Source organism: Streptomyces violaceus (genome assembly GCF_036014075.1).
Lineage (GTDB): Bacteria > Actinomycetota > Actinomycetes > Streptomycetales > Streptomycetaceae > Streptomyces > Streptomyces violaceus.
In genome coordinates, this window is record NZ_CP107911.1 from 2401271 (window position 1) to 2423807 (window position 22537).

Annotated in this window: 18 protein-coding genes; 9 read left to right on the forward strand and 9 right to left on the reverse strand. The window is 70.7% G+C overall.

Features of this window, described 5'->3' with window-relative positions; genetic code table 11:
• Positions 1-111: 111 nt before the first annotated feature.
• The 3 genes from OG542_RS10650 to thyX form a co-directional block, all read right to left on the reverse strand.
• A complete protein-coding gene (locus tag OG542_RS10650) occupies positions 112-1797 on the reverse strand; it encodes a ribonuclease J (protein WP_193482035.1) in 1686 nt (561 codons plus the stop codon).
• A gap of 157 nt (positions 1798-1954) precedes the next feature.
• Positions 1955-2854 (reverse strand): 4-hydroxy-tetrahydrodipicolinate synthase, encoded by a 900-nt coding sequence (gene dapA / locus OG542_RS10655; RefSeq protein WP_193482034.1) that lies wholly within the window; start codon positions 2852-2854, stop codon positions 1955-1957.
• Between the two features lie 211 nt (positions 2855-3065).
• Positions 3066-3806 carry an FAD-dependent thymidylate synthase gene (gene thyX, locus OG542_RS10660; protein WP_184598358.1) on the reverse strand — a complete coding sequence of 247 codons (741 nt, stop codon included), beginning with the start codon at positions 3804-3806 and terminating at the stop codon, positions 3066-3068.
• Between the two features lie 176 nt (positions 3807-3982).
• On the opposite strand from thyX, the gene OG542_RS10665 reads away from it, so the two are divergent.
• Positions 3983-4222, forward strand: coding sequence for a hypothetical protein (locus OG542_RS10665; protein ID WP_193482051.1), 240 nt, complete (start codon positions 3983-3985; stop codon positions 4220-4222).
• Between the two features lie 112 nt (positions 4223-4334).
• Positions 4335-4889 carry a hypothetical protein gene (locus OG542_RS10670; protein ID WP_193482033.1) on the forward strand — a complete coding sequence of 185 codons (555 nt, stop codon included), beginning with the start codon at positions 4335-4337 and terminating at the stop codon, positions 4887-4889.
• A 70-nt stretch (positions 4890-4959) separates the two neighbouring features.
• Here the strand turns inward: OG542_RS10670 and OG542_RS10675 are convergent, their stop codons facing one another.
• The 5 genes from OG542_RS10675 to rpsO form a co-directional block, all read right to left on the reverse strand.
• Positions 4960-5415, reverse strand: coding sequence for a tetratricopeptide repeat protein (locus OG542_RS10675; RefSeq protein ID WP_193482032.1), 456 nt, complete (start codon positions 5413-5415; stop codon positions 4960-4962).
• 13 nt (positions 5416-5428) lie between these two features.
• Positions 5429-6181, reverse strand: a complete 753-nt coding sequence (dapB, locus tag OG542_RS10680) for a 4-hydroxy-tetrahydrodipicolinate reductase (protein ID WP_311128025.1) — start codon at positions 6179-6181, stop codon at positions 5429-5431.
• A gap of 34 nt (positions 6182-6215) precedes the next feature.
• Positions 6216-7595, reverse strand: coding sequence for a M16 family metallopeptidase (locus OG542_RS10685; protein WP_261682804.1), 1380 nt, complete (start codon positions 7593-7595; stop codon positions 6216-6218).
• The gene (locus tag OG542_RS10690; RefSeq protein WP_193482029.1) at positions 7592-9808 is read right to left on the reverse strand and encodes a polyribonucleotide nucleotidyltransferase; all 2217 of its coding nucleotides are present in this window, start codon (positions 9806-9808) and stop codon (positions 7592-7594) included. Before OG542_RS10690 ends, OG542_RS10685 begins: the two co-directional genes overlap by 4 nt.
• 294 nt (positions 9809-10102) lie before the next feature.
• Positions 10103-10390 (reverse strand): 30S ribosomal protein S15, encoded by a 288-nt coding sequence (gene rpsO, locus OG542_RS10695; RefSeq protein ID WP_010042739.1) that lies wholly within the window; start codon positions 10388-10390, stop codon positions 10103-10105.
• A gap of 298 nt (positions 10391-10688) precedes the next feature.
• Between rpsO and OG542_RS10700 the strand changes: the two genes are divergently transcribed.
• The 7 genes from OG542_RS10700 to OG542_RS10730 all read left to right on the forward strand — a co-directional run bounded on the left by OG542_RS10700 (position 10689) and on the right by OG542_RS10730 (position 21372).
• Positions 10689-10991, forward strand: a complete 303-nt coding sequence (locus tag OG542_RS10700) for a DUF397 domain-containing protein (protein WP_189728195.1) — start codon at positions 10689-10691, stop codon at positions 10989-10991.
• Between the two features lie 411 nt (positions 10992-11402).
• Positions 11403-15203 carry an SCO5717 family growth-regulating ATPase gene (locus OG542_RS10705; protein WP_456243530.1) on the forward strand — a complete coding sequence of 1267 codons (3801 nt, stop codon included), beginning with the start codon at positions 11403-11405 and terminating at the stop codon, positions 15201-15203.
• A gap of 297 nt (positions 15204-15500) precedes the next feature.
• Entirely contained in the window at positions 15501-17351 is a 1851-nt protein-coding gene (locus OG542_RS10710) for an ABC transporter substrate-binding protein (protein ID WP_328410232.1), read from the forward strand.
• A 19-nt stretch (positions 17352-17370) separates the two neighbouring features.
• Positions 17371-18417: an ABC transporter permease gene (locus OG542_RS10715; protein WP_311128021.1), complete on the forward strand. Its 1047-nt coding sequence runs from the start codon at positions 17371-17373 to the stop codon at positions 18415-18417.
• Complete coding sequence (locus tag OG542_RS10720; RefSeq protein ID WP_328410235.1) at positions 18414-19328, forward strand: ABC transporter permease; 915 nt, start codon at positions 18414-18416, stop codon at positions 19326-19328. Before OG542_RS10715 ends, OG542_RS10720 begins: the two co-directional genes overlap by 4 nt.
• Positions 19325-20344, forward strand: a complete 1020-nt coding sequence (locus OG542_RS10725; protein WP_328410237.1) for an ABC transporter ATP-binding protein — start codon at positions 19325-19327, stop codon at positions 20342-20344. Before OG542_RS10720 ends, OG542_RS10725 begins: the two co-directional genes overlap by 4 nt.
• Positions 20341-21372, forward strand: a complete 1032-nt coding sequence (locus OG542_RS10730) for an ABC transporter ATP-binding protein (protein WP_328410239.1) — start codon at positions 20341-20343, stop codon at positions 21370-21372. The genes OG542_RS10725 and OG542_RS10730 overlap by 4 nt, the downstream gene beginning before the upstream one ends.
• A 63-nt stretch (positions 21373-21435) precedes the next feature.
• On the opposite strand, the gene OG542_RS10735 is transcribed toward OG542_RS10730, so the two are convergent.
• Complete coding sequence (locus OG542_RS10735; RefSeq protein ID WP_328410241.1) at positions 21436-22389, reverse strand: bifunctional riboflavin kinase/FAD synthetase; 954 nt, start codon at positions 22387-22389, stop codon at positions 21436-21438.
• Positions 22390-22537 lie beyond the last annotated feature (148 nt).

Here is a 22537-nt window from a genome sequence, read left to right on the forward strand (position 1 = left end):
GTTGGCCGGGTGCCCCGTCGGGAGGAGTTGTAAACCTACTGGAGCGGGGCTCCTCGATGCAAATCGTGGAGCCCCGCTCCCAGTTGGCGCGTGCTCGGGTCCGACGGTCCGTCAGACCTCCACGACCACAGGCAGGATCATCGGCCGGCGCCGGTAGTTGTCCGAGACCCACTTGCCCAGGGTGCGGCGAACGAGCTGCTGGAGCTGGTGGGGTTCGACCACGCCGTCCTGGGCGGAGCGTTCGAGCACCTCCGTGATCCGGGGGGCCACGTCGGCGAAGGCGGAGTCCTCGATGCCGGAGCCGCGGGCCTGGATGTGCGGGCCGCCGGTGATCTTTCCGGTGGACGAGTCGATGACCACGAAGACCGAGATGATGCCCTCGTCGCCGAGGATCTTGCGGTCCTTGAGGGCCGGCTCGCCCACATCGCCCACCGAGAGGCCGTCGACGTAGACGTAACCCGCCTGGACCTTGCCGGAGATCTTCGCCTTGCCCTCGATGAGGTCGACGACCACTCCGTCCTCGGCGATGACGATGCGGTCGTGCGGGACGCCGGTCAGGGCGCCCAGCTCGGCGTTGGCGCGCAGGTGGCGCCATTCGCCGTGCACCGGCATGAGGTTCTTCGGGCGGCAGATGTTGTAGAAGTACAGCAGCTCGCCCGCGGACGCGTGGCCGGAGACGTGGACCTTGGCGTTGCCCTTGTGGACCACGTTGGCGCCCCAGCGGGTCAGTCCGTTGATCACGCGGTAGACCGCGTTCTCGTTGCCGGGGATCAGTGAGGACGCCAGGATCACCGTGTCGCCCTGGACGATGCGGATCTGGTGGTCCCTGTTGGCCATCCTGGAGAGCGCCGCCATGGGCTCGCCCTGGGAGCCCGTGCAGACCAGGACCACCTCGCTGTCCGGGAGGTCGTCGAGGGTCTTGACGTCCACGACCAGGCCCGGGGGGACCTTCAGGTAGCCCAGGTCCCGCGCGATGCCCATGTTGCGGACCATGGAGCGGCCGACGAAGGCGACCCGGCGGCCGTACTCGTGCGCCGCGTCCAGGATCTGCTGGATGCGGTGCACATGGCTGGCGAAGCTCGCGACGATGATGCGCTTGCGGGCGCCGGCGAAGACCTGGCGCAGGACGTTGGAGATCTCCCGCTCGGGCGGGACGAACCCCGGGACCTCGGCGTTCGTCGAGTCCGAGAGGAGGAGGTCGATGCCCTCTTCGCTCAGACGTGCGAACGCGTGGAGGTCCGTGAGGCGGCTGTCCAGCGGGAGCTGGTCCATCTTGAAGTCGCCGGTGTGGACCGCCATGCCCGCGGGGGTGCGGATGGCCACGGCCAGCGCGTCCGGGATGGAGTGGTTGACCGCGACGAACTCGCAGTCGAAGGGGCCGATGCGCTCGCGGTGCCCTTCCGCCACCTCGAGGGTGTACGGGCGGATGCGGTGCTCCTGGAGCTTGGCCTCGATGAGGGCCAGGGTCAGCTTGGAGCCGATCAGCGGGATGTCCGGCTTCTCGCGGAGGAGGAACGGGACGCCGCCGATGTGGTCCTCGTGGCCGTGCGTGAGGACGATGCCCTCGATGTCGTCGAGGCGGTCCCTGATGGACGAGAAGTCCGGCAGGATCAGGTCGATTCCGGGCTGCTCCTCCTCGGGGAAGAGCACTCCGCAGTCGACGATCAGCAGGCGGCCGCCGTACTCGAAGACCGTCATGTTGCGGCCGATCTCACCGAGACCGCCGAGCGGGGTGACTCGCAGGCCGCCTTCGGGGAGCGGCGGGGGCGAGCCGAGTTCGGGATGCGGATGACTCAAAAGACTCTCCTCACCACGCGCGCCACGTACCGGTAGGGCACGTGGCGCGCATGACGTTCGTGCAGAAGCAGTTGTCTGTGTGTGGGGTGCGCGGGCACCGGTGGCCCGCTTATTCAGTTGTGAAGCACGCGCGCGGGGGTCCGCGCGAAGTCTGGTGTCAGAGCTGTACCCCGCCGGCGGCAAGATCGATCTTGAGTTGCTCGATCTCTTCGGGCGCGCACTCGACCATGGGGGCGCGCAGGGGCCCGGCGGGCAGACCCTTCAGGGCGAGCGCGGCCTTGGTCGTCATCACGCCCTGGGTGCGGAACATGCCCGTATAGACGGAGAGCAGCTTCTGGTGGATCTCGGTGGCCTTCTGGACGTCGCCCGAGGTGTACGCGTCGACCAGGGCGCGCAGCTCGGGGGTGACCACGTGGCCGACGACGGAGACGAAGCCGACCGCGCCGACGGAGAGCAGGGGGAGGTTCAGCATGTCGTCGCCGGAGTACCAGGCGAGGCCGGAGGTGGCGATGGCCCAGCTTGCGCGGCCGAGATCGCCCTTGGCGTCCTTGTTGGCGACGATGCGCGGGTGCTCGGCGAGGCGGACGAGCGTCTCGGTGTTGATCGGGACGCCGCTGCGGCCGGGGATGTCGTAGAGCATGACCGGCAGTCCCGCGGCGTCGGCGATGGCCGTGAAGTGCCGGTAGAGGCCCTCCTGCGGGGGCTTGTTGTAGTACGGCGTCACGACCAGCAGGCCGTGTGCGCCGGTGCGCTCCGCCGCGCGGGCGAGTTGGATGCTGTGGTGGGTGTCGTTGGTGCCGACGCCGGCCACCACGTGGGCACGGTCACCGACCGCCTCCAGGACCGCCCGTACGAGATCCGCTTTCTCCGCGTCGCTGGTGGTCGGGGACTCGCCGGTGGTCCCGTTGATGACCAGGCCGTCGTTGCCTGCGTCCACCAGGTGGGTGGCGAGCCGCTGCGCGCCGTCGAGGTCGAGTGCGCCGTCCGCCTTGAAGGGCGTGACCATGGCGGTGAGGACCCGCCCGAAGGGGGTCTGCGGAGTCGAGGTCGGAGCCATGGGTTACACGCTACTCGTTGCTCAGGACCGGGTCTGCCCTAGGGGCAGGCGACAAGTCGCGACAAAGGTGGAGCCCGGCACTGCCTGCTCGGGGGTTCAAGCAGTGCCGGACCCGTTTGATCAGGCTAAGTGAACTTCTCGAAATGCCGCAATACGGACACTTCGCACGGCTGAACCGTACATCTGTGCCTGGTCGGAGAACCGGGCCGTGTTACGGCGCAACGCGGCCGTTCGCGTTGAAGGCGGCGTAGGTGAGCGGCATGAGCCGGGCCCACTCCGCCTCCATCTTCTCGCCGACCATCTCGATCTCACGCTGCGGGAAGGACGGGACCTTGGCCAGTTCGTGCTGGGTGCGCAGGCCGAGGAAGTGCATCAGCGAGCGGGCGTTGCAGGTGGCGTACATCGAGGAGTACAGGCCGACCGGGAGGACCGCGCGGGCGACCTCGCGGGCGACGCCGGCGGCGAGCATCTCCTGGTAGGCCTCGTACGCCTGCCGGTAGGAGTCCTCCATCACACGGCCGACCAGCTCCTGCTGGGCCTGGGTGCCCTCCACGAAGACGTACTTGCCGGGACGGCCCTCCTGGACGAGCTTGCGGGACTCGTCGGGGACGTAGAAGACCGACTGGAGCTCCCGGTACCGGCCCGACTCCTCGTTGTACGACCAGCCGACGCGGTGCCGCATGAACTCGCGGAAGACGAAGATCGGGGCGCTGATGAAGAAGGTCATCGAGTTGTGCTCGAACGGGCTGCCGTGCCGGTCCCGCATCAGGTAGTTGATCAGGCCCTTGGAACGCTCGGGGTCCTTGTCCAGCTCGTCCAGGGACTGCTCGCCGAGGGTCGAGACGCGGGCGGCGAAGAGGACGTCCGCGTCGGACGCGGTGTGCTTGACCAGCTCGACGGTGACGTCGCTGCGGTAGCTGGGCTTGGGGTCGTCGGCTGGGGTGTCGGTCACGGTTGGCAGGGCCTTCCCATCTCGTCGTGTGGCGACGTCACTCTACGGCCCGTCGAAATCAGAGCGATCGGTGGCGTGCCGCAATGAAGTCGGTGAAACAGGGCACCTCTGAGGGAGTTCTTTCGTCTCTATGGATGAGAGTGATCCGTTCCACCCCCGAAGGAGATACAGCCCTGATGTTCGGTCGGCGTGAACCCGTACCGTTTGCCTTCGTCGCCGAGGCCGACAGGTTCCGCAGCAATATCACTCCCCCACCGCGTGAGCGGCTGTCGGTCAGCCAGAAGGCCGGGCGCTGGCTGATGGGTCTGACCATCGTGGCGGGGCTTGTGGGTTCCCTGGTCATCGGGACACCCGCGTTGACGGTCGATCGCCCGGACTCGCAGCCGCAGCAGTCTCAGGCGTCCCAGAACCACTGAGCCACCACGGACCGGCGGTGACTCCGTCCGGCCCCCTGCCAGTGGTGACCGTGGAAACAGATCGGTAGCCTCACCGGGCACAGCCCACGCATGGATCGAGTGAGGACCAGCCGTGCCCCTGCCCTTCCTTACGGCCGACCGCGTTTTCGACGCGGCGGACGATGTTCCGCTGCCGCACGAAGACCGTGACACCTGGCGGCGGCCGTACCGCCCCGGGCCGTGGCGGGTGGGGGCGGCGGCGCTGGCGCTGCTGCTCGCCTCGTTCGTGCTGTTCGCCGCGGTCATCATCGCGGCGACGGCCGAACCGGCCTCGGCCGGGCTGGTCTTCGCCCTCGCGCTGCTCGTCATCGCCGGGGCGCTGCGGCTGCTGCGCATGGGCGTGTGGGTGAGCGCGCGCGGGCTGCGGCACGTGGGTTTCCTCACGACACGTACGGCGCCCTGGGCGCAGGTCGTCTCGGTGCGCACGGTGCAGCAGCCGGTGCGCTGGCTGGGGCTCCCCCGGACCCTGCAGGGGCAGGCGCTGCTGCTCGTCCGGCGGGGACAGGCCGCGGACGGTGTGCCGCCGCTGCTGACGACGCACAACGCGGACTTCCTGGGCCGGACGGAGGCCTTCGAGCGAGCGGCCGACGCGGTGGGCGCGTGGGCCGACGAGTACGGCCCGCGCTGACGTCCCGGTGACATGCCGGAGGGGCCGGACCGTTACGCGGTCCGGCCCCTCCGGCATGAGTGGGCGCGGCTCAGGCGGCTTCGGGCTGCTTGCCGTCGTGCAGGGCGATCGCGCGTTGCATCGCCTTGCGGGCGCGCGGGGTGTCGCGGGCGTCGTGGTAGGCGACTGCCAGGCGGAACCAGGTGCGCCAGTCGCCGGGGGCGGCCTCCGTCTCGGCCTTGCGCCGGGCGAACACCTCGTCGGCCGAGTCCCGGTCGATGCGCCCGCTGGGCGTGCGCCTCAGTTCGTCGACGGGCAGGCCGCCCTCGGCTTCGAGTTCGGCGGCGAGCTGGTTGGCCCGGCGGACGAACTGCGTGTTCTTCCAGAGGAACCACAGGCCGATGACCGGCAGGATCAGCACCGCGACACCGAAGGTGACGGTGAGGAGTGTGCCGGTCTGGATGAGCAGGAGGCCGCGGCTGCCGACCAGGACGAAGTAGACGACCAGGACGGCGGCCGTGAGGGCGTAGGTGAGCTTCGCGCGCATGACGGTCAGGGGCTCAGCTCAGGTCCAGGAAGTGTTCCAGGCCGAACGTCAGGCCAGGAACGCTCCCCACACGGCGAGCGCCGAGCAGGATGCCCGGCATGAAGCTGCTGTGGTGCAGCGAGTCGTGCCGGACCGTCAGGGTCTCGCCCTCGGCGCCGAGCAGGACCTCCTGGTGGGCCAGCAGCCCGCGCAGCCGGACGGCGTGCACCGGGACGCCGTCGACGTCGGCACCGCGGGCGCCGTCCAGGGCGGTGGTCGTGGCGTCGGGGGCCGGGGCGGTGCCGGCGGTCCGGCGGGCCTCGGCGATGAGCTGGGCGGTGCGCGTGGCGGTGCCGGACGGGGCGTCCACCTTGTTCGGGTGGTGCAGCTCGACGACCTCGACGGACTCGAAGTAGGGGGCGGCGAGCTGTGCGAACTTCATGGTCAGGACGGCCCCGATGGAGAAGTTCGGCGCGATGAGCACACCCGTCCGGGGGGACTGGTCCAGCCAGCCCTTCAGCTGCGCGAGGCGCTCGTCGGTCCAGCCGGTGGTGCCGACGACCGCGTGGATGCCGTGGCGTACGCAGTAGTCGAGGTTGGCCATGACCGAGTCGGGCGTGGTCAGTTCGACCACGACCTGGGCGCCGGTGTCGGCCAGCGTCTCCAGCTTGTCGCCCCGGCTCAGGGCGGCGACCAGTTCCATGTCCTCGGCGGCCTCGACGGCTCGAACGGCTTCCGAGCCGATCCGGCCCTTGGCCCCGAGGACCGCCACGCGCAGCTTGCTCATGTTGTGCTTCCTTGTCGGCTTGTGCAGGGGGTTGTCAGGCGACGGCGTCGTGCAGACGGGCCGCCTGTTTGTCCTTCAGCGGACCGATGACCGACAGGGAAGGCCGCCGTCCCAGGATCTCGCGGGCGACCGAGCGGACGTCGTCCGGGGTGACCGCCGTTATCCGGGCCAGCATGTCGTCGACGGACATCTGCTCGCCCCAGCACAGCTCGCTCTTGCCGATACGGTTCATCAGCGCGCCGGTGTCCTCGAGGCCGAGGACCGTGGAGCCCTGGAGCTGGCCGATGGCGCGCCCTATCTCGTCGTCGGACAGGCCGTGCTCGGCGACCTGGTCGAGTTCGTCGCGGCAGATCTTCAGCACGTCGTGCACCTGCGACGGCCTGCACCCGGCGTACACACCGAACAGGCCGCAGTCGGCGAAGCCGGAGGTGTACGAGTACACGCTGTAGGCCAGGCCGCGCTTCTCGCGGACCTCCTGGAAGAGGCGGGACGACATGCCGCCGCCGAGCGCGGTGTTGAGCACGCCCAGGGCCCAGCGGCGCTCGTCCGTGCGGGACAGGCCCGGCATACCGAGCACGACGTGCGCCTGCTCGGTCTTGCGGTCGATCAGCTCGAGGCGGCCCGCGGTGCGCAGGGCGCGCCGGCCGCTGCGCGGGGCGACGGGCTCGGCGCTCGCTTCCTTGAAGGCACCGGCCTTCTCGAAGGCGGCTCGGACCTGCCGTACGACCTTGGCGTGGTCGACGTTGCCCGCACAGGCGACCACGAGGTGGGTCGGGTCGTAGTGCTTCTTGTAGAAGCGGCGGATGCGGTCGGCGGTGAGGGCGTTGACCGTGTCGACCGTGCCGAGGACCGGGCGGCCGAGGGGGTTGTCGCCGAACATCGTGTGCGCGAACAGGTCGTGCACGCAGTCGCCCGGGTCGTCCTCGGTCATGGCGATCTCTTCGAGGATCGCGCCCCTCTCGACGTCGACGTCCTCCTCGAGGATGCGGGAGCCCGTCAGCATGTCGCAGACGACGTCGATGGCGAGAGGCAGGTCGGTGTCGAGCACGCGCGCGTAGTAGCACGTGTACTCCTTGGCCGTGAACGCGTTCATCTCGCCGCCGACCGCGTCGATCGCCGCGGAGATGTCCAGGGCGGACCTGCGGTTGGTGCCCTTGAAGAGCAGGTGCTCCAGGTAGTGCGTGGCGCCGTTCAGAGCCGGGGTCTCGTCGCGGGAGCCGACGTGCGCCCAGATGCCGAAGGTCGCGGAGCGGACCGAGGGGAGGGTCTCGGTGACGATGCGCAGGCCGCCGGGGAGGGTGGTCTTACGGACCGTGCCGATGCCGTTGGTGCCCTTGATCAGGGTTTGGGTACGGGCGACGGCCCGCGCCTCCGAGGAGGTGCGGGCCGTCGCCGTCGAGCTGCTCGACGTCACTTGTCGGTGTCGTCCTTCTTGTCGTCGTCGCCTTCGCCCTCGATCACGGGGATGAGGGAGAGCTTGCCGCGCGAGTCGATCTCGGCGATCTCGACCTGGACCTTGGAGCCGACGCCGAGGACGTCCTCGACGTTCTCCACGCGCTTGCCGCCGGCGAGCTTGCGGATCTGCGAGATGTGCAGCAGACCGTCCTTGCCCGGGAGCAGCGACACGAACGCGCCGAAGGTGGTCGTCTTCACGACCGTGCCCAGGTAGCGCTCGCCGACCTCCGGCATGGTCGGGTTGGCGATGCCGTTGATCGTGGTGCGGGCGGCCTCGGCGGACGGTCCGTCGACCGCGCCGATGTAGATCGTGCCGTCGTCCTCGATCGTGATGTCGGCGCCGGTGTCCTCCTGGATCTGGTTGATCATCTTGCCCTTGGGGCCGATGACCTCACCGATCTTGTCCACGGGGATCTTGACTGTGATGATCCGCGGGGCGTTCGGGGACATCTCGTCCGGCGTGTCGATCGCTTCCATCATCACGTCGAGGATGTGGAGGCGGGCGTCACGGGCCTGCTTGAGAGCGGCGGCCAGGACGGAGGCCGGGATGCCGTCCAGCTTGGTGTCGAGCTGGAGGGCGGTCACGAAGTCCTTCGTGCCGGCGACCTTGAAGTCCATGTCGCCGAAGGCGTCCTCCGCACCGAGGATGTCGGTGAGGGTGACGTAGTGCGTCTCGCCCTCGATCTCCTGGGAGATCAGGCCCATGGCGATACCGGCGACGGGGGCCTTCAGCGGCACACCGGCGTTCAGCAGCGACATGGTGGAGGCGCAGACCGAGCCCATGGACGTCGAGCCGTTGGAGCTCAGCGCCTCGGAGACCTGGCGGATCGCGTAGGGGAACTCCTCGCGCGTCGGCAGGACCGGCACGAGGGCGCGCTCGGCGAGGGCGCCGTGGCCGATCTCGCGGCGCTTCGGGGAGCCGACGCGGCCGGTCTCACCGGTGGAGTACGGCGGGAAGTTGTAGTTGTGCATGTAGCGCTTGCGCGTCACCGGCGACAGCGTGTCGAGCTGCTGCTCCATGCGGAGCATGTTCAGCGTCGTGACACCCAGGATCTGGGTCTCGCCACGCTCGAACACGGCGGAGCCGTGGACCCGCGGGATGGCCTCGACCTCGGCGGCCAGGGTGCGGATGTCGGTGACACCGCGGCCGTCGATGCGCTTCTTCTCCTTGATGACGCGCTCGCGGACCAGGGTCTTGGTCAGCGAGCGGTACGCGGCGGAGATCTCCTTCTCGCGGCCCTCGAACTCCGGCAGGAGCTTCTCGGCGGCGAGCGCCTTGACACGGTCCAGCTCGGACTCGCGCTCCTGCTTGCCGGCGATGGTCAGCGCGGAGGCGAGCTCCGGCTTGACGGCGGCGGTGAGGGCCTCCAGAACGTCGTCCTGGTAGTCCAGGAAGATCGGGAACTCGCCGGTCGGCTTGGCGGCCTTGGCGGCGAGGTCCGACTGGGCCTTGCAGAGCACCTTGATGAAGGGCTTCGCGGCGTCCAGACCGGCGGCGACGACCTCCTCGGTCGGCGCCTCGGAGCCGCCCTCGACCAGCTTGATGGTCTTCTCGGTGGCCTCGGCCTCGACCATCATGATCGCGACGTCGCCGTCCTCCAGGGTGCGGCCCGCGACGACCATGTCGAAGACGGCGTCCTCGAGCTCGGAGTGCGTCGGGAAGGCCACCCACTGGCCGTTGATCAGAGCGACGCGGACACCGCCGATCGGGCCGGAGAAGGGCAGGCCGGCCAGCTGCGTGGACGCGGACGCGGCGTTGATCGCCACGACGTCGTACAGGTGGTCGGGGTTGAGCGCCATGATCGTGGCGACAACCTGGATCTCGTTGCGCAGGCCCTTCTTGAAGGACGGGCGCAGCGGGCGGTCGATCAGGCGGCAGGTGAGGATCGCGTCCTCGGAGGGACGGCCCTCACGGCGGAAGAAGCTGCCGGGGATCTTGCCGGCGGCGTACATCCGCTCCTCGACGTCCACCGTGAGCGGGAAGAAGTCGAGCTGGTCCTTGGGGTTCTTGGAGGCGGTGGTGGCCGACAGCACCATGGTGTCGTCGTCCAGGTACGCCACGGCGGAGCCGGCGGCCTGCTTGGCCAGGCGGCCCGTCTCGAAGCGGATGGTGCGGGTGCCGAAGGCGCCATTGTCGATGACGGCCTCGGCGTAGTGGGTCTCGTTCTCCACTAGCGTTATCTCCTCGTCCTCGTCTCCTGCTGCCCGTGTGGCAGGGAGACGGTTGCGGAGAGCGCGCCGTGCTGTGCGGGCCGGTCTTCGATCGAAGCACCCGGGTCTCGCATTCCCCCGGGGGCCACTACCGAGGACCGGCGGCGGCTAGGTGCGCTTCTCCTCGTTCTGTGTCGCACGTCCTGTGTCGTACGACATGCGTTGTGCTACCACACTACAAAGCGGCGGTGACACTCCGCACGTACAGCAAAGGGAGCGGTCCCCTTCCCAGGGAACCGCTCCCCTCACGGCGTCTTACTTGGCGCCCGCCGCACCACGGCGGATGCCGAGGCGGTCGACCAGCGCACGGAAGCGCTGGATGTCCTTCTTCGCCAGGTACTGGAGAAGACGGCGACGCTGACCCACCAGGATCAGCAGGCCACGGCGGGAGTGGTGGTCGTGCTTGTGGGTCTTGAGGTGCTCGGTCAGGTCGGAGATCCGACGCGACAGCAGAGCGACCTGGACCTCGGGGGAGCCGGTGTCACCCTCCTTGGTACCGAACTCGGACATGATCTGCTTCTTCGTAGCGGCGTCGAGCGACACGCGTACTCCTCATGGTCTGTAAAGGGCCACCGAGTGCCCCCGGTCTGCATCTCGGGGGAGCTTCCGTGACTCGGAAGGCGGGGATCCGCTGGGCGCGGCCTCCAGGGCGGTGAGCTCCGGGGGTGCGTACACAAACGGCCGTCGACCAGGGTACCAGGCGGTCAGGGGCGTCTTTGCCCTGGTCTCCGAACCTCCCGGCCGGGGCGGAGGGGGCCACTAGGGTGAGCGGGTTCGGATCGTTCGCACGTCGATGATCCGCACTTCGGGAACGGGTACGTCGGGAAGGGGTCGCTGCGGCATGGCGGAGACGGCTGAGGAGATCAAGGCACGCAAGGAGCGGGAGCGGGACGAGCTCTACGCCCTCGACATCTCCGGTGTCGAGTGGCACAGCGCGCCGGGCACCGAGGAGCACGAGGAGCGGGTCGAGATCGCGTACCTGCCCGAGGGGGCCGTGGCGATGCGGTCCTCGCTCGACCCGGACACGGTGCTGCGCTACACGGAGGCGGAGTGGCGGGCGTTCGTGCTGGGGGCGCGGGACGGGGAGTTCGATCTGGAGCCGGGGGCGCACAACGGGGAGCCGCAGGCGGAGGCCGGGCAGTAGTTGTCGCGGAGCGCGACGAGGGGTGAGCCGGTGACCGGCCGCCCCTCGTCGCCTTTTTCCGTGACCTCGAGGCACCTTCAAGGCACCTTCCCGGCAAGGTGGTTCGAGGTTCTTCACGTTTATCGCCCTTTTTGTTCACCAAAGTGTGTGCTGCGTACGTCACTTCCGGGCAGCTTCTGAGCAGGTTGTGACGCGGCGGACAGGTGCTCGGGGGTGGACGGGCCTGCCGGGGCGGGGCTTGTGGTGATTAGGCTGGGACGGGGCGCCACGTCAGAACCCGTGGAGTGGGCGTCGGTGCCCCAGGGGGAGAGCGGGGGCGCCTGTGCATCGGACGACCTCGGACGACCTCGGTACGCCTCAAATCGACTTCGTACGACGTCGGACGACAAGCAAGGGTCGCCCCAGCACGGCATGAGGGTGCTCGACCACACCAGGAGGAAGACTGTGAGCAGCGATCGGGACGGGATCCGCGGGGGCTGGGCGACACCCGGCGATGACCAGCCCGACGCGGAGTCCGCAGCAGAGGTGACGGGCGAGTTCACCATCGACTACGCGCCGCCCGCCTGGTACACGCAGAACGCCTCGGCGAGTTCGAGCTCGGGACAGGGGGCGGGTGCGTCCGAGGACTCCAGCGCTTCCGGGGCGCCCGCGAATTCCGGGGGCTCGGGGGCGCCGAAGGGGCCGGTGCCGCCGCTGCCGGGGCTCACTCCGCCGCCGCACGCGAATGCTTCCGGCGGGACCTCGTCCCTTCCGGGGCAGACCTCCGGTCCGTCTCAGGCTCCGTCTCCGTCTCCGGCGCCCGGGGCGCCTTTCACGCCGCCCGCGCCGCCGCCCGCTCCGGGCGCTCCGTTCACGCCGCCCGCACCCGCGCCGGGTACGCCCTTCACGCCGCCCGCGCCCTCTGGGGAGGGTCCTTCCGCCGTTCCCAGGCTTCCGATGAAGGGCGGTTTCGAGCCGCAGGTGTCGCAGCCGCAGGGGCGGCCCGAGACGCCCGCGGCGGATCCGGCCTCCCCTACGGCCGTGCCGAACATCCCCGTCGGTGGGTACCAGGCGCAGTGGACGCCGTCGGCTCCGCCGGAGGCCCCGGCCGCGCCCGCCACTCCGGAGCAGCCTCCGGTGGCTCCTGCCGCGTCGGAGGTGCCGGCGACTCCGGATGCTCCGGACACTCCGGCCGCCGGGGAAGCCGAGTCGGGGAGCGGTGATCTGGAGAGCGGTGATCTGGAGAGCGGTGCCACCATGCGCTTCTCCGCCGTCGCCCTGAAGCGGGAGATCGCGGAGCGTGCCGCCGAGGCGGAGGCTGAGGCCGAGGCCCGGCTGGAGCCGGTGGACGAGGAGCAGGACAAGGACGAGGACGAGGGCGAGGACTCGGGCGGTGACGTCGAGGGGGCGCCCTCCGACGGTGCCGACGAGGACGGTGACGGCGTTTCCTCCGAGCCTGCGGATGCGGCGGACGCGGTTGACGTGGCGGACGTGGCTGACGCGTCCGGTGCGGACGCGCCCGCTTCCGATGATGCCGAGGACGAGGCTTCGGAGGATGAGGCCTCGGAGGATGCGGCAGCGGAGGCCGAGCCCGACGAGGCCGTGTCGCAGGATGCCGAACCTGAGGACTGGGTGCCTGCGCCCCCGGCGCCCGTGGATGCCGTGCCTTCGAATGAGGACTCTGCTGCTCCCGAGCCGGCCGACGCGCGGCCCGCCGACGCTCCGCCCGCCGACGCTCCTCTTGCGGACGCCCAGGCCGTGAGCTCCGAGCCCACCGACGCGGAGCCCTCGGACGCCGTGCCCGCCGACGCCGCTCCCGAGGACAGCGTTCCGCAGGACGCCGCCGGGCCGGGTACGACCGGCGCCCCGCCCGCCTGGACTCCCCCGGCCCCGCAGGGCGTGCCGCCGCTGCCGCCGTCGTACCAGCCGGCCGCGCCGGCGCCCGCGAGCCAGTGGCCCGCACAGCCGCAGGCACAGCCCACGGATCCGAACGCGCCGGCTCAGCCGCAGCCGACGGCCGCGCAGGGGCAGCCGCCCGTGCCGCCCCAGCCGTCGGTACCGGCCCAGCAGCCGCCGTTCCAGCCGCAGGCGCCGCAGCCCGCGCCTGCCGCCTGGAACGAGCAGGCCGCACCGATGCCGCCGCACCAGCAGCCCGCCCAGCCCGCACCGCAGCCCGGCGGTTACGGCTTCCCGCAGCAGGGCGGTCCGGCCCCGGCCACGCCCAACGCAGAGGGCGGATACGGCTTCCCCCAGCAGGGCGCACCCGCCCCGGCGACCCAGCAGCCCGGCACCCCGCCGGCGGCCGCGCCCAACCCGCAGAGCGGCTACGGCTTCCCGCAACAGGGCGCACCCGCCCCGGCCGCACCCAACCCCCAAGGCGGCTACGGCTTCCCCCACCCCGGTGCCCCGGCCCCGGCCGCTCAGCAGCCCCCGGCCCAGCAGCCGGAGGTCCCGCCTGCCCCCGCGCCCAACTCGCAGGGCGGATACGGCTTCCCGCAGCAGGGCGCACCCGCCCCGGCGGCCCAGCAGCCCGACACCCCGCCGGCACCCGCGCCCACCCCGCAGGGTGGATACGGCTTCCCGCAGCAGGGCGCACCGGCTCCCGCAGGGCCCAACCCCCAGGGCGGCTACGGCTTCCCCGGCCCCGGCGCCCCCAACCCCCAAGGCGGCTACGGCTTCCCGCAGCAGCCCCCGGCCCAGCCCGGCGTGCCCCCGCAGGCGCAGCCGCCGCACCCCGGTCAGGCCGAGCAGCCGGTGCATCCGAGCCAGCAGCCCGTGGACCCGCGGACCGGGGCAGCCTGGCCGCAGCCCATGCAGCATGACCAGCGGCAGCCGACCAACCCCGGTGCCGCTCCGCTCGGTTACACCGCTGCCGTGGAGCTGTCGTCCGACCGGCTGCTCAACAGCAAAAAGCAGAAGGCGAAGAGCAGCCGTCCGGCGGCCGGTGGCGGCCGGTTCAAGATCGGCGGCAAGAAGGAGGAGGCCGAGCGGCAGCGGAAGCTGGACCTGATCCGTACGCCCGTGCTGTCCTGCTACCGGATCGCCGTGATCAGCCTCAAGGGCGGCGTGGGCAAGACGACCACGACCACCGCGCTCGGCTCCACGCTCGCCACCGAGCGGCAGGACAAGATCCTCGCGATCGACGCCAACCCGGATGCCGGCACCCTCGGGCGCCGCGTGCGGCGTGAGACCGGGGCCACCATCCGTGACCTGGTCCAGGCGATCCCGCATCTCAACTCGTACATGGACATCCGGCGCTTCACGTCCCAGGCTCCGTCCGGGTTGGAGATCATCGCCAACGACGTCGACCCGGCCGTGTCCACGACGTTCAACGACGAGGACTACCGGCGCGCGATCGACGTGCTGGGCAAGCAGTACCCGGTGATCCTCACCGACTCCGGTACCGGTCTGCTCTACAGCGCCATGCGCGGGGTGCTGGACCTCGCCGACCAGCTCATCATCATCTCGACTCCGTCCGTGGACGGTGCGAGCAGCGCGAGTACGACGCTGGACTGGCTGTCCGCGCACGGTTACTCCGACCTCGTCTCGCGGTCCCTCACCGTCATCTCCGGTGTGCGCGAGACCGGTAAGATGATCAAGGTCGAGGACATCGTGTCGCACTTCGAGACGCGCTGCCGCGGTGTCGTCGTCGTGCCGTTCGACGAGCATCTCTCCGCCGGTGCCGAGGTCGACCTCGACATGATGCGGCCGAAGGTGCGGGAGGCGTACTTCAACCTCGCGGCGTTGATCGCCGAGGACTTCACCCGCCACCAGCAGGCGCACGGCCTGTGGACCTCCGACGGCAACCCGCCGCCGGTGGCCGCCCCGCCGCTGCCCGGCCAGCAGGTCCCGGGCCAGCTTCCGTACCCCGGCCAGCAGGTCCCCGGGCAGCCGATCCCCGGCCAGCCGGGCCCGTACCCGCAGCAGCCGCAGCAGCCGCAGCCCGGACAGCCGTACGCCCAGCCCGGGCAGTACCCCCAGCCGGGCCAGCCCCCGGCCCAGCCGGGTCAGCCGTACCCGCAGGCCGCGGGCCAGCCGCCGTACCCGCAGCCCGGCCAGCAGCCGTACCCGCAGCAGGGTCAGCCTGGACAGCCGTACGCCCAGCCCGGGCAGCCCCCGGCCGCACCCCCGCAGCCGGGCTACGGCTACCCCCAGCAGGGCCAGCCGGGTCAGCCGGGTCAGCCGGCTCAGCCCGACGGTCAGACCCCGCCGCCTCCGCCTCCGACGCAGTAATCGCCTCACCCGATCGGCCCCTTTCGAGGGGCCGATCCCCTTCCTGGCCCGCGCCGTTCGCACTCGGCGCGGGCTTCGGCGCGTTCAGGGGCGAAATCCGTTGCCAGCCCCTGGCCAGGAGGGCGTCAGTGGTCTCCACCAATGAGTGCGAAAAGCTCGCCAATTCGTTATTTCCGCAGGCCACAAGGGGTGAACGCGCCGTTGACGGGTGGAGACGGCCGCTGATACACACACATCAAACGTCTGACAGCTGATCAACCCGTCCTTCCCGTCCGAGCGATGACGCGAGGTCCGACCATGGGCACGAACGATCAGACACGCAGCCTCCCGCGCGGCCTCCGGCTCGTCGCCGTGGCCGGGGCGGCCGCGCTCACCCTCACCGCCGGGCTCGCGACCCCGCTCGACCCGGCGCCCCAGCAGGCCCGGGCGGCCGACGACGGCAAGGTGCTGACCGTCGCGGTGGCGCAGAGCGTGGACTCGCTCAGCCCGTTCCTGGCGGTCCGGCTGCTCAGTACGAGCATTCACCGGCTCATGTACGAGTACCTGACCAACTACGACCCCAAGGACAACCACGCCATCCCGGGTCTGGCCACCAAGTGGGAGTCGTCGCCGGACAAGCTGACCTGGACGTACACGATCCGCTCGAACTCCAAGTGGTCGGACGGCAAGCAGGCCACCGCCGAGGACGCGGCGTGGACGTTCAACAAGATGATGACCGACGACGGCGCGGCCACGGCCAACGGCAGCTACGTCGGCAACTTCAAGAAGGTGACGGCCCCGAGCCCCACCAAGCTGGTCGTCGAGCTGAAGAAGCCGCAGGCCACCATGACCTCGCTCGATGTGCCGATCGTGCCGAAGCACGTGTGGGAGAAGGTCTCGGACTTCTCCGAGTTCAACAACGACAAGAACTTCCCCGTCGTCGGGAACGGGCCGTTCACGCTGACCGACTACAAGGCCGACAGCTACGTCCGGCTCAAGGCCAACAAGAGCTTCTGGCGCGGGGCGCCGAAGTTCGACGAGGTCGTCTTCCGCTACTACAAGGACCAGGACGCGGCGGTGTCGGCGCTGCGCAAGGGCGAGGTGTCGTTCGTCGCCGGGTCGCCGTCCCTGACCCCCGCTCAGGCGGCCTCTCTGGAGGGCGCGGAGAACATTCAGGTCAACGACGCTCCCGGCCGCCGCTTCTACGCGCTCGCCACCAACCCGGGCGCGAAGGCGAAGAACGGCAAGAAGTTCGGCGACGGCCACCCGTCCCTGCTCGACCAGCGGGTGCGCAACGCGCTGTTCATGGCGGTCGACCGCGAGGCCATCATCGAAAAGGTGTTCCGGGGGCACGCCGTCGAGGGCGAGGGCTACATCCCGCCTCGCTTCTCGCAGTACTACTGGAAGCCGTCCGCGGACCAGAAGCTGGCGTACGACCCGGCCGATGCGGCCCGGCTGCTCGACCAGGCGGGTTACAAGAAGGACGGCGACGGCAAGCGCGTCGGCAAGGACGGCAAGCCCATCAGCTACCGCGTGCTGTGCCACGCCACCGACCCGAACGACAAGGCGGTCGGCAAGTACCTCCAGGAGTGGTGGGGCGAGCTCGGCATCGGCGTCCGGCTCAACTGCCTGGACAACGTGACCGACCCCTGGCTCGCCGGGAAGTACGACCTGGCGTTCGACGGCTGGTCGGTCAACCCCGACCCGGACTTCGTGATGTCCATCCACACCTGCGGTGCCCTCCCGGCGACCCCCGAGGACACGGGCGCCACCGACAACTTCATCTGCGACAAGAAGTACGACGAGCTCTACGCCCGGCAGCTCGCCGAGTACGACCCCGCCAAACGGGCGGACATCGTCCAGCAGATGGAGTCGCGGCTGTACGACCTCGGGTACATGAACGTCATGGCGTATCCGAACGCGGTCGAGGCCTACCGGACGGACCAGATCAAGTCGATCACCACCATGCCGGCGAAGGCGGGGAACATCTACGGCCAGGACGGCTACTGGAGCTGGTGGTCGGCGGTCCCGGCGGACTCCGGCGGGTCGTCGGAGAACGCGTCGTCGACGGTGGTCGTGGTCGGGGTCGTCGTCGTTGTCGTGCTCCTCGCCGGGCTCGGCGGTTTCGCTGTCGTGCGGCGGCGGGCCACCGCCGAGGACCGCGAGTAGCGCGGGCGAGCGGGTACACATGACCGCTGACGCGACACCCGCACTGGTCGAGGAGAGGGAACCGGCGGCCGGGCCCCGGGTACGCAAGACCTCCGCGTACCCGCGGTACCTGGCGGGCAAGGTGGCCGGGGCCGCCGTATCGCTGCTGGCCGTGCTCGTCACCAGCTTCTTCCTCTTCCGGCTGATCCCCGGCGACCCGGTGAAGACCATGACGGGCGGCCGTCAGGTGTCGGCCGAGCAGCTGGCCGCCTACCGCAGGGAGTTCGGGCTCGACCTGCCGCTCTGGCGGCAGTTCACCGACTACTGCGGCAAGGCGCTCACGGGCGACTTCGGGACGTCGTACCAGTTCCGCGCGCCTGTGGTCGACAAGATCACCGAGGCGCTGCCGAACACCCTGCTGCTCACCGGGACCGCCTTCGTCCTGTACACCGCGCTGGGCATCTTCCTCGGCACGCGCTCGGCGTGGCGGCGCGGCACGGTCGGGGACCGGGTCAACACCGGTCTCGCGCTGACGCTGTACTCCATCCCGTCCTTCTGGCTCGGGCTGCTGCTGATCATCGTGCTGTCGGTGGGCATCGGCCCGCTCCCCGGGATGTTCCCCACCGGCGGCATGGAGTCGGGCGGCGAGGAGGGCTTCGCGTACGTCCTCGACGTGGCGCACCATCTGGTGCTGCCGGTGGTGACGCTCGTGGCGGTGGAGTACGGGCAGACGCTGCTGGTCACGCGGTCGGCGCTGCTGGACGAGATGGGCAGCGACTATCTGACGACCGCGCGGGCCAAGGGGCTGCGCGACGACCTCGTGCGGCGCCGGCACGCCGTGCCGAACGCGCTGCTGCCGACCGTGACGCTGATCTTCATCAACCTCGGCCGGACGGTGGCGGGCGTGATCCTGGTGGAAACGGTGTTCTCCTGGCCGGGCCTCGGCGGGTTGTTCTACCAGGCGCTGAGCGTGCCCGATCTGCCGCTGGTGCAGGGACTGTTCTTCGTGTTCGCCGCCGCGGTGATCGTGATGAACACCCTCGCCGACCTGGTCTATCCGCTGCTGGACCCCCGGGTGGCCCGATGACGGCGACAACCGACACGGCCCTGAGTCCGCGCGCCCTCGCCCGGCAGCGCCGCCGGGCCTCCGTCGCGCGCTTCTGGCGGCAGTACCGCGCCGAACGGGCGGGGCTGTACGGCCTGACCGCGCTCGCGCTGTGCGCGCTGCTGGCGCTGTTCGCGCCGCTGTTCGTCGGCTCCGACGTGAGCAGTGTGACCGACGCGCCGGGACGTCCTATGCAGAGCCCGAGCGCCGAGTTCCCGCTCGGCACCGACCAGTTCGGCCGGGACCTGCTGGGCCTGGTGATCTGGGGCTCGCGGGTGTCGCTGCTGGTCGGGCTGCTCGCCGCCGTGCTGTCGGTGGCGATCGGCACCCTGATCGGGGTGACCGCCGGGCACTTCAAGGGCTGGTACGCGACGGTGATGATGCGGATCACCGACTGGTTCCTGGTCATGCCGACGCTGGTGCTGGCGATCGCCCTGGCCACCGTGATGTCCCGCTCGCTGACCACGACCGTCGTCGCGATCGGCGTCACCACCTGGCCGACCACGGCCCGGCTGGTGCGGGCGCAGACGCTGGCCGTGGAGACCCGGCCGTACATCGAGCGGGCCAGGGCGCTCGGCGGCGGGCACTGGCACATCATGTCCCGCCACGTCCTGCCCAACGTCATGCCGCTGGTGCTGGCCCAGACGACCCTGATCATCTCCTCGGCCATCCTCGCCGAGGCGACCCTCGCCTTCCTCGGGCTCGGCGACCCCACGGTCGTGTCGTGGGGCGGGCTGCTCCAGGACGCGCGTGAGGCGGGCGCGGTCAGTGCCGGGGACTGGTGGTACCTGGTGCCGCCGGGCATCGCCATCGCCGTGGTGGCGCTGGCGTTCACGCTGTGCGGACGGGCCGTGGAGTCCGTCCTCAACCCCAGGCTGGGGGTGTCGCGTTGAGTCTGCTCGACGTCAGGGACCTGACGGTGACGTACGCGGGCGGGGCGGCCGCCGTGCGCGGTGTCGATCTGCGCCTGGACGCGGGCCAGAAGCTCGGCCTGGCCGGCGAGTCCGGCTGCGGCAAGTCCACACTGGCGCTGGCCCTGCTGCGGCTGCTGCCGACGGGCACCCGGATCACCGGGGAGGTGCTCCTCGACGGTGAGGACGTGCTGACGATGAAGTGGGGCCGGGTGCGGGCGGTCCGCTGGGCCGGGGCCTCCGTCGTGTTCCAGGGCGCGATGCACTCCCTGAACGCCGTGCACCGCATCGGCGACCAGATCTCCGAGCCGATCCTGCTGCACAGGAAGGCGACGCCGGCCGGGGCGAGGAAGAAGACCGGCGAGTTGCTGGAACAGGTCGGCCTGCCCGCCGCCCGCGCGGACGCCTACCCGCACGAGCTGTCCGGCGGCCAGCGCCAGCGCGTGATGATCGCCATGGCGCTGGCCTGCGACCCCCGGCTGATCATCGCCGACGAGCCGACCACCGCGCTCGACGTGATGATCCAGGCGCAGATCCTCCGGCTCATCGAACAGCTCGTCGCGGACCAGGACCTCGGCCTGATCATGATCAGCCACGACCTGGCGGTCCTCGCCGACACCTGCGACCGGCTCGCGGTGATGTACGCGGGGCGGGTGGTCGAGGACGGCCCGGCCGTCGCGGTGTACGAGGACGCCCGGCACCCGTACGCCAGGGCCCTGTCGGCCGCGTTCCCGCGCATCGGCGACCCGGCGTCCCGGTTCGCGCCGCAGGGACTGGCGGGTGACCCGCCCGACCCGGCGGCGCTGCCGTCCGGCTGCACGTTCCATCCGCGGTGTCCGGTGGCACTGGAGTCCTGCGCCGATGAGGACCCGGTGCTGCGCGGGGCGGGGCCGGAACGCCGGGCGGCGTGTGTCCTGGTCGGCCGGCCGGCTGACGGAGCCGGCGAGGCCGACGAGAAGCCTGACGCCCTGGAGGAAGCGAGGCCCGGCACGCCATGACCATGTCCCCCACGGCATCAGACGTCACCACGGCACCCCTGCTGAGTGCCCAGGGCCTGTACGTCACGTTCCCCGGCCGGCACGGCGGGCCCCGGGCCCGCGCGGTGGACGGGGTGGGCCTCGACATCAGGCCCGGCGAGATCGTCGCGCTGGTCGGCGAGTCCGGCTGCGGCAAGACGACCCTGGCCCGCTCGCTGCTGGGCCTGGTCGAGCCGACCGCGGGCCGGGTCACCTTCGACGGCCGCCCGCTGGAGTACTCCGGCCGGTCCCTCAAGGCGTACCGCAAGCGCGTCCAGCTGGTCCTGCAGGACCCGAGCGGCTCGCTCAACCCGCGGCACACGGTGTACGACGCGGTCGCCGAGGGGCTGCGCATCCACGGCTACCGCGGCGACGAGCGGACCGCGGTCGCCGAGGCCCTGTCACGGGCCGGGCTGCGGCCCCCGGAGCGCTTCTTCCTGCGCTATCCGCACGAGCTGTCCGGCGGGCAGCGCCAGCGGGTCGTCATCGCGGGCGCGCTCGTCCTGGAACCCGAACTCCTCGTCGCCGACGAGCCGGTGGCGTCCCTGGACGCCTCCGTGCGCGGTGAGATCCTCGCCCTGCTGCTGCGGCTGCGCACCGAGCTCGGCCTGTCCGCGCTGGTCGTCACGCACGACCTGGGTCTGGCGTGGAACATCGCCGACCGGGTGGCCGTGATGTATCTGGGCCGGATCGTGGAGACGGGCGCGGTGGAACAGGTACTGACCGCACCCCGGCATCCGTACACCCAGGCCCTGCTGTCGGTGCTTCCGGAGGCCCCGGGCGCCCCGGTGGTCCTCACGGGCGAGCCCCCGGACCCGTCACGCGTGCCATCCGGCTGCCGCTTCCATGTCCGCTGCCAGATCCTCGCCGGCGGCGAGGCGGCCCGGGCGGGCGTGGCAGACGCGTGCAGAGGCCAGGACCTGGAGGTGCTGAGCGGGAGCGGGGAATCCCAGGTGGCCTGCCACTGGGCAGTTTCGACAGCGCCCTCAAGGGGCGCGGGGCTGTGCTGATTTGCGGCTCCGCCGCGTGGGCGCGACAAGCCACAAAGCACCCGCAGACGGCGCTCAGCAGCCCTAGGCAGTCCCCTCGGCCGCCACCAACTCCCGGCACTTCTTGACGTCCTGCCCCATCTGCTCCAGCAACGCATCCAACGTCTCGAACTTGGCCTGCCCCCGCACAAAGGCCAAGAAATCAACGGCGACATGCAACCCGTACAGATCCAGCCCGACCCGGTCGATGGCATACGCCTCAACCGTCCGCTCGGTCCCCTCGAACTGCGGATTCGTGCCGACGGAAATCGCGGCCGGCATCGCCTCGCCCTGGGCGTGCAGCCAGCCGGCGTACACACCGTCGGCCGGGATGGCCGTGTGCGGCAGGGTCTCGACGTTGGCCGTCGGGAAGCCCATTTCGCGGCCGCGCTGGGCGCCCCGGACGACCACGCCCTCCACCCGGTGCGGTCGGCCCAGGATCTCGGCGGCGCCCTGGACATCGCCCTCGGCGACCAGACGCCGGGTCAGTGTGGAGGAGAACGGCTCGCCGCCGCCCGCCTCACCGGTCACGTACAGGTCGACGACCTCGACCTCGAAGTCGTAGGTCTTGCCCTGCGTGGTCAGGAACTCCACGTTGCCGGCGGCCTTGTGCCCGAAGCGGAAGTTGGGGCCCTCGACGACGGCCTTGGCGTGCAGCTTGTCGACGAGCACCTTGGCGACGAAGTCGACCGGGGACAGCTTCGAGAACTCGGTCGTGAAGGGCAGGATGAGCACCGCGTCCACGCCCAGGCCGGCCATGAGTTCGGCGCGGCGGTGGTGCGGGGCGAGCAGCGGCGGGTGGCTGCCGGGGCGGACGACCTCGCTGGGGTGCGGGTCGAAGGTGACGACGACGGCGGGCACCCCCAGCTCCCGGGCGCGGTTCACGGCATGCCGGATGATCAGCTGGTGTCCGCGGTGGACTCCGTCGTAGGAGCCGATGGTGACGACGCTGCGCCCCCAGTCCTGGGGGATGTCCTCCAAGCCACGCCAGCGCTGCACTGTGCCTGCTCCTTGTCGAAAGCTCGTCGAACCGTGTCCGTGGTTGTCCGTGGTTGCCTCGTGCGCAGGTCTAAGGGTGCCATGCCGGGTGCCTCCGGCCCGCATCGGCATGGGCTGTGACAGGGCGCACGGCGCCCGGTCCGGTCCG

Bases quoted from the DNA above. Each gene is read 5' to 3' on its own strand.
- OG542_RS10720 (WP_328410235.1), top strand. From the start codon at position 18,414: ATGACGGCGACAACCGACACGGCCCTGAGTCCGCGCGCCCTCGCCCGG.
- OG542_RS10675 (WP_193482032.1), bottom strand. From the start codon at position 5,415: ATGCGCGCGAAGCTCACCTACGCCCTCACGGCCGCCGTCCTGGTCGTC.
- OG542_RS10705 (WP_456243530.1), top strand. From the start codon at position 11,403: ATGAGGGTGCTCGACCACACCAGGAGGAAGACTGTGAGCAGCGATCGG.
- OG542_RS10665 (WP_193482051.1), top strand. From the start codon at position 3,983: ATGTTCGGTCGGCGTGAACCCGTACCGTTTGCCTTCGTCGCCGAGGCC.
- OG542_RS10700 (WP_189728195.1), top strand. From the start codon at position 10,689: ATGGCGGAGACGGCTGAGGAGATCAAGGCACGCAAGGAGCGGGAGCGG.
- dapB (WP_311128025.1), bottom strand. From the start codon at position 6,181: ATGAGCAAGCTGCGCGTGGCGGTCCTCGGGGCCAAGGGCCGGATCGGC.
- OG542_RS10730 (WP_328410239.1), top strand. From the start codon at position 20,341: ATGACCATGTCCCCCACGGCATCAGACGTCACCACGGCACCCCTGCTG.
- OG542_RS10715 (WP_311128021.1), top strand. From the start codon at position 17,371: ATGACCGCTGACGCGACACCCGCACTGGTCGAGGAGAGGGAACCGGCG.
- OG542_RS10710 (WP_328410232.1), top strand. From the start codon at position 15,501: ATGGGCACGAACGATCAGACACGCAGCCTCCCGCGCGGCCTCCGGCTC.
- dapA (WP_193482034.1), bottom strand. From the start codon at position 2,854: ATGGCTCCGACCTCGACTCCGCAGACCCCCTTCGGGCGGGTCCTCACC.